9 protein-coding genes and 1 pseudogene are annotated in these 11,977 nt (G+C 72.4%); 7 read left to right on the top strand and 3 right to left on the bottom strand.

The genetic code is table 11. From position 1 onward, the window contains the following. Positions 1–17: 17 nt before the first annotated feature. Together E1262_RS16545 and E1262_RS16540 are read right to left on the bottom strand one after the other, a co-directional pair. Positions 18–623 carry a TetR/AcrR family transcriptional regulator gene (locus E1262_RS16545; RefSeq protein ID WP_132104251.1) on the bottom strand — a complete coding sequence of 202 codons (606 nt, stop codon included), beginning with the start codon at positions 621–623 and terminating at the stop codon, positions 18–20. Positions 624–663: 40 nt separating this feature from the next. Further along, positions 664–1,385, bottom strand: a pseudogene (locus tag E1262_RS16540) (VIT1/CCC1 transporter family protein). Between the two features lie 149 nt (positions 1,386–1,534). Between E1262_RS16540 and E1262_RS16535 the strand changes: the two are divergent. Together E1262_RS16535 and E1262_RS16530 are read left to right on the top strand one after the other, a co-directional pair. After that, complete coding sequence (locus tag E1262_RS16535) at positions 1,535–2,338, top strand: ANTAR domain-containing protein (RefSeq protein WP_132104250.1); 804 nt, start codon at positions 1,535–1,537, stop codon at positions 2,336–2,338. Next, positions 2,335–3,057 carry a GAF and ANTAR domain-containing protein gene (locus E1262_RS16530; protein WP_132104249.1) on the top strand — a complete coding sequence of 241 codons (723 nt, stop codon included), beginning with the start codon at positions 2,335–2,337 and terminating at the stop codon, positions 3,055–3,057. Before E1262_RS16535 ends, E1262_RS16530 begins: the two co-directional genes overlap by 4 nt. Before the next feature lie 6 nt (positions 3,058–3,063). Here E1262_RS16530 and E1262_RS16525 read toward each other — a convergent pair whose 3' ends face one another. After that, on the bottom strand, positions 3,064–3,465 hold the full coding sequence (locus E1262_RS16525; RefSeq protein WP_162605945.1) for a carbohydrate ABC transporter permease: 402 nt from the start codon (positions 3,463–3,465) through the stop codon (positions 3,064–3,066). Here E1262_RS16525 and E1262_RS16520 point away from each other — a divergent pair. From E1262_RS16520 to E1262_RS16500, 5 genes are all read left to right on the top strand, one after another. After that, positions 3,438–3,953 carry a LysR family substrate-binding domain-containing protein gene (locus E1262_RS16520; protein ID WP_132104247.1) on the top strand — a complete coding sequence of 172 codons (516 nt, stop codon included), beginning with the start codon at positions 3,438–3,440 and terminating at the stop codon, positions 3,951–3,953. The genes E1262_RS16525 and E1262_RS16520 overlap by 28 nt on opposite strands. A gap of 12 nt (positions 3,954–3,965) precedes the next feature. Continuing rightward, the gene (locus tag E1262_RS16515) at positions 3,966–4,982 is read left to right on the top strand and encodes a methionine synthase (RefSeq protein WP_132104246.1); all 1,017 of its coding nucleotides are present in this window, start codon (positions 3,966–3,968) and stop codon (positions 4,980–4,982) included. Between the two features lie 92 nt (positions 4,983–5,074). Continuing rightward, positions 5,075–7,324: an NAD-dependent DNA ligase LigA gene (ligA, locus tag E1262_RS16510; RefSeq protein ID WP_203453937.1), complete on the top strand. Its 2,250-nt coding sequence runs from the start codon at positions 5,075–5,077 to the stop codon at positions 7,322–7,324. A 597-nt stretch (positions 7,325–7,921) separates the two neighbouring features. Next, positions 7,922–9,028, top strand: a complete 1,107-nt coding sequence (locus E1262_RS16505) for a DUF1611 domain-containing protein (RefSeq protein WP_132104244.1) — start codon at positions 7,922–7,924, stop codon at positions 9,026–9,028. A gap of 130 nt (positions 9,029–9,158) precedes the next feature. Next, a complete protein-coding gene (locus tag E1262_RS16500; protein WP_132104243.1) occupies positions 9,159–11,675 on the top strand; it encodes a ThuA domain-containing protein in 2,517 nt (838 codons plus the stop codon). Positions 11,676–11,977 lie beyond the last annotated feature (302 nt).

Genomic DNA, 11,977 nt, shown 5'->3' with positions numbered 1-11,977 from the left:
GTCTGGAGGCGCGGGTTCTAGGAGGAGGTGCCGGCGCGGACGCGGGCGTCGGCGAGCAGCCGCTCGAACGCGTGCCGCGCCCTTGCCTCCGACCGCTCGTCCTCGAGCAGCCGGTGGGCGTGGTAGAAGGCGAGCATGATGCCGTCGAGGTCGGCGGCGAACTGCAGCGGATCGGCATCCTCGCGGAAGTGGCCCTCGGCGATGCCGGTGGAGAACATGCGGGCGCAGGAGTCGTAGAGGTCGAGGTGATCGCGGACCAGCTGGTCGCGGACCGGGCCGTCCTGCTCGTCCAGCTCGGCGGCGGCCTTGACGAACAGGCAGCCGCCCGGCATGCGGGTGCGGCCGCACTCGACCCAGCGGTCGAACAGCTCACGCACCCGCGGCTCGCCGCGGGGCGCCAGCAGCGCCGGCCGGATGACGGTGTCGATGAACTCGGTCCGCGCCTCGCGCAGGACCTCCATCTGCAGGAGCTCCTTGGACCGGAAGTGCGCGAACAGGCCGCTCTTCGACATGCCGGTGGCGGCGGCGAGGTGCCCGATGGTCAGCCCGCCCAGGCCGACGCGGTAGGCCGTCTCGACTCCCTTGCGGAGGATGGCCTGCCGGGTCTCGGCGCCCTTCGTCACTGGACCAAAATAGCACGACCGTTCGTGCTGCCAGAGTGGCCTACGACACGCTCACGTCGAGCGCCGAGCCGACGGCGTACGTGACCGCCATGGTGAGCAGGCCGACGATCACCGCGCGGGCCGCCGCCCGCGAGCGCCGTCCGCCACCCAGCCGCGCGCCGGTGTACCCCGTCAATGCCAGGGCGAGCACCACCGTCGCCATCGTGACCGGGACCGGGCCGTCGGCGGCGGCAGGACGATGGCCAGCAGCGGCAGCATCGCGCCCAGCGCGAACGAGATGAACGACGACAACGCCGCCGACCACGGGTTGGTCTGCTCGTCGGCGTCGAGGCCCAGTTCGGCCTCGGCGTGCGCGGCGAGGGCGTCTTCGGCGGTCAGCTCCCGCGCGACCTGCTCGGCCAGCGGGCGGGAGAGTCCCTTCCGCTCGTAGATCTGCGTGAGCTCGGCCAACTCCTCGCCGGGCAGGTGTTCCAGTTCCCACCGTTCACGGGCCAGCGCCGCCCGCTCGGTGTCGCGCTGGGCGCTGACCGAGGTGTATTCGCCGCCGGCCATCGAGAAGGCGCCCGCCACGAGGCCGGCCACGCCGGTCAGCAGCAGCCAGTCGCGGTCCGTCGTGGCGCCGGCGACGCCCACCACGATGCCCGCGGTCGAGATGATGCCGTCGTTGGCGCCCAGGATGCCGGCGCGCAGCCAGTTCAGCCGGCCGGCCAGCCTGCCGTGCTGGTGCTGCTCGCCGTCGTGCGGCGCGATCGCCTCGGCCATGCCGCCAGCGTAGCCACGGCGGACAAGAGGCCGCGGCGCATCGCCATACAGCGTCGATAGGCACTGGCGCAGGCCCGAGCCGAGCTGCCAGAGTGGCCCGAATCTGTGGGGAGGAGCGATCGAAGTGGCGTGCGGATCGGTGGGTACGGTTGTCCGCTGAGCACCGGGCCGATCACGTCTGGGGGGCGATCGTCGAAAGAGCGCGGGCCGAGGGGACCGACCCGTCGCTCCGGCACGTGCTGCACGCCTGCGCCGCCGCGGTCGGCGCGGCGGGGTGCGGCTTGTCGATGGTGGGCGCGACAGGCGCCCGCGAGCCGGTGCTGGCCGTCGGCGAGTACTGTGACGAGCTGGAGGAGCTGCAGTTCACGCTCGGCCAGGGTCCGGGCGTCGACGCGGCGGCCGGCGACGGCGTGGTGCTGGTCCCCGACCTCGCCGCCGGGTCCGCCGTGCGGCGGTGGCCGGTGTTCGCGCCCGCCGCGACGGACCGCGGCGTGCGGGGGCTGTTCGCGTTCCCCGTGGCCGCCGGCGCCGCCCGCGTCGGCGTGCTGGATGTGTACCGCCGCGACCCTGGTGCTCTCGACGCGGTGCGACTCGCGACCGCGCTGGCGTTCGCCGACGCGGTGCTCGTCGTGGTGCTGGACGAGAGCGGGGGGATCGCGGGTGGTCCGGACCACCGCCGCGACGCGATCCTGCCGGAGCGGCTGGCCGAGGTGCACCAGGCTGCGGGCATGGTGAGCGTGCAGCTCGGTGTCGAGGTCAGCGAGGCACTGGTCCGGTTGCGGGCGTACGCCTACGTCCACGAGCGGCGGCTGGCCGATGTGGCGGCCGAGGTGGTGGCGCGGCGGCTGAGATTCGCACCGGACCGGCGCGGCACGGACGACACGGCCATAGGGAGCGAGATGATGGACGCGCCCCCGAACAGCGACCAAGACCGACCGGAAGGCGGCGCATGAGTACCACCGACCGGCGCGTCCGCGAGACCTTCGTCGAACTGGCCGACACGCTCGTCGACGACTACGACGTGCTCGGCTTCCTCGACCTGCTCGCGCACCGGGTGGTGGAGCTGATCGACGTCGATGCCTGCGGCGTGGTGCTGATCGACCACCACGGCACGCTCAACCTCGTCGCCGCCTCCAGCGAGGAGACGCGCATGCTGGAGCTGTCGCAGCTGCAGAACTCCGAGGGCCCGTGCCTCGACACGTTCGGCACCGGCCGGCGGGTGTCCATGGTCGACCTGGTGGCCGGCGGCGACGAGCGCTGGCCGCGGTTCGCGCCGGCCGCCCGCGGCGCCGGGTTCGCCGCCGTCTATGCGCTGCCGATGCGGCTGCGCGACGCGGTCCTCGGGGCGATGAACCTGTTCGGCCGGGAGCCTGGACCGCTGGCGGACGAGTCGCTGGCGCTCGGCCAGGCACTGGCCGACGTCGCGACCATCGGGATCCTCCACGAGCGCACCGCTCGGCAGCACGAGGTTGTCGCCGGGCAGCTGCAGTCCGCCCTGGACAGCCGGATCCTCGTCGAGCAGGCCAAGGGCGTCCTCGCCGAGCGGCTGTCCATCTCCGTCGACGACGCGTTCGCGCTGCTCCGCGGCCACGCCCGGTCGACCAACAGCAAGCTGCGCGACGTCGCGGCCGCCGTCGTCGACGGGACGATCACCGACGTCCGCCGCACCTGACCCCGCCTACCCCAGGCCGGAGCGCAGGAACGCGTCGGTCACCCGGCGCTGGGCGAACGCGTACGCCACGACCAGCGGCGCGGCCACCAGCGTGGCGGCCGCCATCAGCGGACCCCACGCCGTGCCCTGCTCGGTCTCGAAGATCCGCAGCCCGACCTGCACCGTCGCGCGCTCCGTCCCGCTGGTCGCGAGCAGCGGCCACAGGTACTCGTTCCACGTCTGGATGAACACGACGATGCCGACGGCGACCAGCACCGGGCGCAGGTTCGGGACCACGATGCGCCACAGGATCAGCCGGTCGGAAGCGCCGGCCAGCTGGGCCGACTCGATCAGTTCGGCCGGGAACGCCGCGAGCTGCTGCCGCAGCAGGAAGACGGCCAGTGCCGACGACGCCAGCTGCGGCAGCACCAGCCCGGCGTAGGCTGCTCGACGGGCGCGTCGACGTCGGGATCCAGTGGGTGCTGCCCGGGTCGCCGGCGCCGGCGGACCTGGAGATGACGCCGATCCGCAACGAGCCGCTCACGGTCGCCCTGCCGCCGTCGCACCCGTATGCCTCGAGCTCGGCCCTGCGGCTGAGCGACCTGGCCGACGAGGACTGGCTGATGGCGGTCGACTCGTCCGACCTCGTGCTGCGGCAGGGGTTCGTGGCGGCCTGCCAGCGGGCCGGGTTCCTGCCGCGGGTCCGCAGCGCGGCGACCGGGTTCAAGGCCCAGCTCAGCCTGGTCGCGGCGGAGCGCGGGGTGTGCTTCGCGCCCGCGGTGGCGCGCGAGTCCGGCGACTTCGGCCTCGCCTTCGTCCCCGTCCACGGCCTCTCCGCCGACCTCGTCGCCGTCACCCGGCCGGCGCCGGACCGTCAGGTGCGGCGGTTCATCGAGCTGCTGCGGGCGATCGCATAGGGTGTCGTTCTCGTGGACGGGTTTGCGTGGGGGCCGGCGACGGCGACCGGGATCGGCTCGCTGCCGTTCGAGGACCGCGACGAGGCCGCGCGCATCGTCGTCGGCGAACTGCCCGACTTCCCGCACCTGCCCGAGCTGCCGGCCCGTGGCGCGGGCGCGGACATGATCGGCCGGGCCGCGTCGCTCCTCGTCGACCTGCACGTCGACCTCCAGCCGTCCGGCTGGCGGCTGGTCGACCGGCCGGGCGCGGATGAGCGGCGGGCGTCGTCGGTCCTGGGCGCCGATCTCGACGCGCTGGAGATCGCCGCGTACGGGTATCAGGGCCCGCTGAAGGTGCAGGTCGCCGGGCCGCTGACGCTGGCGGCGTCGGTCGAGCTCAACCGCGGCGGCGCGGCGGTCGGCGACGGCGGGGCGCGGCGCGACCTGGCGGCGTCGCTGGCGGAGGGGGTCGCCGGGTTCGTCGCGGAGGTGGCCCGGCGGGCGCCGGGCGCTTCCTTGGTGCTGCAGCTGGACGAGCCGTCGCTGCCCGCTGTTCTTGCCGGCTCGATCCCGACGACGAGTGGCTTCGGCCGGCTCCGCGCGGTCCACACGCCGGAGGCGTCGGCGCTGCTGGGCGCCATGGCGTCGTCCGTCGGCGAGGTGCCGGTCGTGGTCCACTGCTGCGCTCCCGCCGTGCCTGTTGAAGTGGTCAGCTCGGCCGGGGCGGTCGCGGTGTCCTTGGACGTGTCGTTGCTGTCGTCCGACGATCTGGAGCGGCTGGCCGAGGCCGTGGACGGCGGGCTGGCGGTCTGGCCGGGCGTCGTGCCCTCGCTCCGCCCGTCGACGCCGCCGTCGGACCGCGAGCTGGCCCAGCGCATCGTCGGGCTCTGGCGCCGTCTCGACCAGGATCCCGCGGCCATGGCCGCCCGCACCGTCGTCACCCCGTCCTGCGGCCTGGCCGGCGCCGACCCCGACTGGGCCCGGCGCGCCTACACCCTCGCCCGCACGACGGCGCGCGCCTTCGCCGACCTGACGGCCGAGGCCTCCTAGAGTCGTATCGCCTAGCGAGGTACGCACGCGAGGCGGAGCACCGACGTGCCGGTTCCGGCACATCGTCGGTAGTGGGCGCTACCGTCTGTGCTGTGACCGAGCCAGCCGACATCAACGACGTCCCGGCGGACATCCGCGAGCGCCACGCCACGCTCTCGCAGGAGATCGAGGACCACCGCCAGCGGTACTACTTCGCCACGCCCACCATCAGTGACGCCGAGTTCGACCAGCTGATGCGCGAGCTGGAGGGCATCGAGGACCAGTACACATCGCTGCGCACCCCCGACTCGCCGACGCAGAAGGTGGGCGCGCCGGTGGCCGAGCCGGGCGCCGGCGTCGAGGCGTCGTGGCCGCCGGTCGAGCACCTCGAGCGCATGCTCAGCCTCGACAACGCGTTCTCGTCCGACGACATCGCCGAGTGGGCCGCCCGGGTCGAGCGCGAGGTCGGCACCGGCGCGCGCTACCTGTGCGAGCCGAAGGTCGACGGGCTGGCGGTCGACATCGTCTACCGCGACGGCAAGCTGGCCACGCTCGCCACCCGCGGCGACGGCCGCACCGGCGAGGACATCACGTACAACGCCAAGTTCGTCGACGCCATCCCCGACGAGCTGACCGGCAGCGACGAGTACCCCGTCCCGTCGGTGGTCGAGATCCGCGGCGAGGCGGTCTTCCCGACGGCGGAGTTCGAGGCGGTCAACGCCGAGCGGGCCGACCTCGGGCTGCCGCTGTTCGCCAACGCCCGCAACTCCGGTGCCGGCGTGCTCCGTCAGCGCATGGACCGCCGCCGCGAGAAGCTCGACGCCGCGAAGGCGAAGGCCGACGCCGCGGGGAACGAGGGCCGCGCGCAGGCGTCGTACGAGAAGGTGCTCGAGGAGTACGAGCGGGCCAAGCGCAACCTCAACCGCATGATCCTGGTCTGCCACGGCATCGGCCGGCGCGACGGGTTCGACATCCGGTTCCAGTCCGAGGCGTACGACGCGCTGCGGGCGTGGGGACTGCCGGCAAGCGACCGCCCGAAGGTCGTACCCGACCTCGAGGCCGTCCAGGAGTACATCGACCATTACGGCCAGCACCGCCACGACGTCGAGTTCGAGATCGACGGCGTCGTCGTCAAGGTCGACCAGGTCGACCTGCAGCGCCAGCTCGGCTCCACGTCGCGGGCGCCGCGATGGGCCATCGCGTTCAAGTACCCGCCCGAAGAGGTCACCACCAAGCTCATCGACATCCGCGTCAATGTCGGGCGCACCGGCCGGGTCACCCCGTACGGCGTCATGGAGCCGGTGAAGGTGGCCGGCTCGACGGTCGAGAACGCGACGCTGCACAACGCGTCCGAGGTCAAACGCAAGGGCGTGCTCATCGGCGACACCGTCGTACTGCGCAAGGCCGGCGACGTCATCCCCGAAATCCTGGGCCCGGTCGCCGAGCTGCGCGACGGCACCGAGCGCGAGTTCGTCATGCCTGCCGAATGCCCGGCCTGCGGCACCCCGCTCGCCCCGGCCAAGGAGGGCGACGTCGACATCCGCTGCCCGAACAGCCGGTCCTGCCCGTCGCAGCTGCGCGAGCGACTGTTCTACCTGGCCGGACGGAGCGGGTTCGACATCGAGGCGATGGGCTGGGAGGCCGGCATCGCGCTGATCAACGCCGGGGTCGTGACGGACGAGGGCGACGTCTTCGCGCTCGACGCCGACCGGCTCAAGCAGGTGCCGCTGTTCACCAACGCCGACGGCGCGCTGACGGTCAACGGCCGCCGGCTGCTGGACAACCTCGAGAAGGCCAAGCAGCAGCCGCTCTGGCGGGTCCTCGTCTCGCTGTCCATCCGCCACGTCGGCCCGACGGCGGCCCGGGCGCTGGCCGGCGCGCTGGGCTCCATGGACGCCATAGTCGAGGCGAGCGAGGAGCAGCTGGCGGGCACCGACGGCGTCGGCCCCACCATCGCCGCGTCGGTGAAGGGGTGGTTCGCCGTCGACTGGCACCAGGAGATCGTCCGTAAGTGGCGCGACGCCGGCGTGAACATGCGCGACGAGACAGACACATCCACGCCGCGGACTCTCGAGGGCCTGACGGTCGTGGTCACCGGGTCGCTGCAGGGGTTCTCCCGCGACGACGCCAAGGAGGCCATCCTGGCGCGCGGCGGCAAGGCGTCCGGCTCGGTGTCGAAGAAGACGTCGTTCGTGGTCGCGGGCGAGAACGCCGGCTCCAAGCACGACAAGGCGATCGAGCTCAAGGTGCCGGTGCTCGACGAGGCCGGCTTCCGGGTGCTGCTCGAGTCCGGTCCGGACGAGGCCGCGAGGCTCGCCCAGGTCGGGGACGGCGACGAGGGCGGTGGCGAGGCGCAGGAGTAGGCCGGGGCCGACACGCGCGAAGGGTCCGGCGGAAGCCAGACCCTTCGTGTCCAAGAAGGCTCGCTCGCCGCCCGCAGGGCGCCGGACGAGCTGCTCCGTGGAACCGGAGATCGGAGTTCCTCGGGTCGCGCGGTTCGCGACCCTACGCCCGAGCCGAGAACCGGCCCGCGACCGCGGCGTAGGCCTGCAGCCGCAACCTGGCGAGGTACCGGCTGGCGCGCAGCCGGCTGAGGGGTCTCCGTCCGTGCTGACGACTCATGGGGGGTCCTCTCGCTACTACGAGGTTCCGCAAAGCCGCCGTACGGCCGCTCGGGAACCAGACGATGTGCCGGTGCCCCGAGCGGGACTCCAGTGTTCAGTTGTCCCTCCATGATCGTTCCGTCGCCGAGTGCGGTCAAGGGCATCGTCGGTATGCGTCGTTTACCCCGTTTTACCTGCACGTTTACGTTGGCGAGAAAAGTCCGTGCCGAGGGCTGGCGCGGGAGGCGTCCGCTCATGCATTCTTGCGTCATCAAGGCAGGTCTCGCCGCAGAAACACCCGGTGGTCACGCCATCGTCAGTGCCACCTCTGCGCCCGTCCCCCGAAGTGAGGTTCCCATGACCTCTTTCACTGAGCATGTGGCTCCAGCGGCGGAGCTCTTCCCGGTCGCGGCGCCCTGGCCGCGCCGGCTCGGAGCCGCCAAGACCTCGTACATCACCCGGCACGTGATCGACCTGGTGCCGTCGGGGGACGAGCTCGTGCTGGCGCCGGCGACCATCCCGGCGGCCGGTGACGTCATCCTGGCCCGGGTGGAGTCGATCGGCGCCCACGACTGGATCGAGCGTCCCGACGGCCGCAAGGCGCGGCTGTTCGCCGGCGACGAGATCGTGGTCGCGTACGGCGCCCGGTACGCCACCGACGCCTACGAGGCCGTCGTCCCTGACGATTTCGGGCCGTGCGACCTGGTCGCGGCGGGCGGCATGGCCGGCCGGGTCGTCGGCGCGTACTCCGGGTTCGCCGGGCCCACGCGCATCGTGCCGATCGGCCGGCTGGCCGGGCGCGACGGCCGCGGGCTGACGGTGCGCGACGGCGCGCCCATCGGGCTGACGCCGGTGCCGCCGCCCGTGCACCCGCCGGTGGTCGCCGTCGTCGGCACGTCGATGAACGCGGGCAAGACGACGTCCGCGGCCTCGCTGGTGCGCGGCATCACCCGGTCCGGCCGGCAGGTCGGCGCGGCGAAGGTCACCGGGACCGGCGCCGGCAACGACCGCTGGCACCTGCTCGACGCCGGCGGCACGCCGGTGCTCGACTTCACCGACGCCGGGTTCCCGTCGACCCACATGGTGTCGCCGGAGGACCTCGTCGCGACCTACTTCGGGCTGCTGTCCGCGGTCGCCGCGTCCGAGCCGGACATGGTGGTCATCGAGATCGCCGACGGCGTCGCGCACGTCGAGACAGCACGGCTGCTGGCCGACCCCGCCGTCCGGGCGACGCTGAGCGGCGTGCTGTTCGCGGCCAGTGACGCGCTCGGAGCGTTGTCCGGAGTGAACCTGCTGCGGTCGTGGCACCTGCGGGTGGCCGCGGTGACGGGCATGGTGACGGCGTCGCCGCTGGCCGCGCGCGAGGCGGCCGCCCTGGTGGACGTCCCCGTGGTGACCACGAGCGAGCTGATGGACCCGTCCATCGCCGCGGCGCTGGTGTCGCTGGATTCCGAAGCGGCCTGACGCAATCCCTGCGGCCGGTTGCGCCGTATATCCCTCAGCACCACACAACTCCACACTGGGCCGAGACCCCGGGGCCGGTGCCCCGGGGGCAGGAGCGCGTGTTCATCCGATCGACGAAGGAGACAGCGCGGTGAAACACGTCACCTGGCGCCTGCGAGACGCGCGCACCCGCGCGGTCGCGCTCGTTGCGGCCGGAGCCTTGACGCTCCCGGTCGTCGCGGCGACCACCTCGACGGCGCAAGAGGCCGAGCCCCAGCAGGACGACGACTACTCCGTCCTGGTCGTGGGCCGGACCCTCGGCTTCCGGCACGGCAGCATCGTGCCGGGCACTACGGCGATCATCCAGCTCGGCGAGCAGAACGGGTTCGACGTCGACGTCTGGGACCCGGCCCAGCCGACCCGCACCCTGCCCAGCACCCCGTTCACGTCGGCGGCGGACCTGGCCCAGTACGACGCCATCGTCTTCCTGTCGCCCGTCGACGGCACCAACAACCCGGCCAACCCGCCGCTGCTGAACGACAGCGAGTTCGCGGCGTTCCAGGGCTACATCCGCAACGGCGGCGGCTTCGCCGGCATCCACGCGGCGACGGACACCATGCACAACCGGCCGTGGTACGGCCAGCTCGTCGGCGCCTACTTCGTCAACCACCCGGCGATCCAGGGCGCCCGCCTCGTCGTCGCTGACCGGGCGCACCCGTCGACGGCGCACCTGGAGACGGTCTGGAACCGCAACGACGAGTGGTACAACTTCAACCTCAACCCACGCGGCAATGTCCACGTGCTGCTCACCATCGACGAGCGGTCGTACAGCCCGGGCAGCGGCACCATGGGGACCGACCACCCGATGGCCTGGTGCCACACCTTCGAAGGCGGCCGGTCCTGGTACACCGCGCTGGGTCACACCAACCAGTCGTACGCAGACCCGGCCTTCCTCCAGCACATTCTCGGCGGCATCGAGTGGGCGGCCGGCGCCGCCGGCGGTGATTGCGGCGGGACCGACTGGGAGCACTTCGAGAAGGTCACGCTGGACGCCAACACCCGGTTCCCGAGCGAGCTCGACGTCGCCGACGACGGCCGGGTCTTCTTCATCGAGATGGGGGAGCGGAGCCAGGCGTCGACGCCGGCGAACCTCAAGGTCGTCGACCCGGCGACGCAGACGACCAGCGTCGTCGACACCGTCGACGTCTACACCGGGATCGCGACCGGCAACGCCCAGGAGGACGGCCTGCTCGGCCTGGCCCTCGACCCGGACTTCGCCTCGAACGACTGGCTGTACCTGTACCGCTCCGTGCCGGGGCCGGTCACCTGCCCGCCGTCCGACGTCCCCGCCGGCAGCTGCGGCGTCAACCGGCTGTCGCGGTTCACCCTCACCGCGGAGGGGCTGACCGAGGAGAAGGCCGTGCTCGACGTCACCGTGCAGCGGGAGCAGTGCTGCCACGAGGCGGGCTCGCTGGAGTTCGACCGCTTCGGCAACCTCTACATCTCGACCGGCGACGACACCAACCCGTTCGAATCGCAGGGCTACGTGCCCATCGACGAGCGGCCGGGACGGCAGCCGTTCGACGCCCAGCGCACGTCGGCCAACACCGACGACCTGCGCGGCAAGATCCTGCGGATCACCCCGACCGACAGCGGCGGGTACACCGTCCCGGCCGGCAACCTGTTCCCGCCGGGCACACCGCAGACCCGGCCGGAGATCTACGCGATGGGCTTCCGCAACCCGTTCCGGATCGAGACCGACCCGGAGACGGGCGCACTGTACGCGGCCGACTACGGGCCGGACGCCGGCGGGCCGAACGCCGACCGCGGTCCCGAGGGCCGGGTCGAGTGGAACGTCGTCGAGCCCGGCAACTACGGCTGGCCGTACTGCCACGCCGGCGGCGCCTACCGCGACTGGACGTTCCCGAGCGGGCCGGCCGGCGCGACGTTCGACTGCGCCAACCCGGTCAACGAGTCGCCGAACAACACCGGCATGACGCAGCTGCCGCCGGTCGTCGACCCCGAGGTCTGGTACGGCCGGCTGCCGTTCGCCGGCGGTGGCGCCAACGTGCCGGACATCGGGACCGGCGGCGCGCCGACGGCGGGGCCGGTCTACCGGTACGACGCCGAGCTGGAGTCCTTGTCCAGCCGTCAGTGGCCGGAGTCGTACGACGGCCGGGCGTTCTTCGGCGAGTGGGGTCGGACCAGCAACAACCTCTACACGTTCGTCCTGGACGACGACCAGCAGGTCCAGGAGATCAACCCGCTGTTCCACGGCGTCCTCAACCCGTGGACGCGGCCGCACGAAATGGTGTTCGGGCCCGACGGCGCCCTCTACGTCATCAAGTGGGGCCACACGTTCGGCACGACCGGCGTCTCGACCATCCATCGGGTCGACTACACCGGCGGCCCCACGTGCGACGAACGGGACATCGGCGCCAGCACCGTCGTGATCGGCGGGGTCGACACGGGCGTGCCCAACCGGGTCGGCGGGGCGAGCTGCTCGATCAACCAGCTGATCGACGACGATCCGGACTCCTGGCCCAACCACGGGGAGTTCGTCCGCCACGTCGAGGAGGCCGCGAACTACTTCGTCGCGCGCGGCCTGATCACCGACCGGCAGAAGGGCACGATCGTCCGCACCGCGGCGGCGTCGGACATCGGCTGATCCGGCCGGCTCGTTCGACGCGGAGGCCCGCCGTCCTTCGAGGGCGGCGGGCCTTCTGCTTGGCGTCATTCCCGAATCCGCCCCTATCCCCGTTGATCTTGGAGTTGTTCGCCTTTCCGGTCCGATTTACCCGATAGATGGCCGAACAACTCCAAGATCAACTGGTCGGGGCGGGCGCGGTTCCCAGGCGGACCGGACCGGGCAGATCGAGGTGCACCTGAGGACGCGTCGGCGATGGACCTGGCGTAGCGCCTCGCCCAGGCCGTCCTCGTTCGCGTCGTCCACAGGCCCGGCGAGTTCGC

This window comes from Jiangella aurantiaca (assembly GCF_004349105.1).
Taxonomy (GTDB): domain Bacteria; phylum Actinomycetota; class Actinomycetes; order Jiangellales; family Jiangellaceae; genus Jiangella; species Jiangella aurantiaca.
The sequence above is the reverse complement of the archived record's forward strand: the minus strand, read 5'-3'. Positions and strand labels throughout refer to the sequence as shown.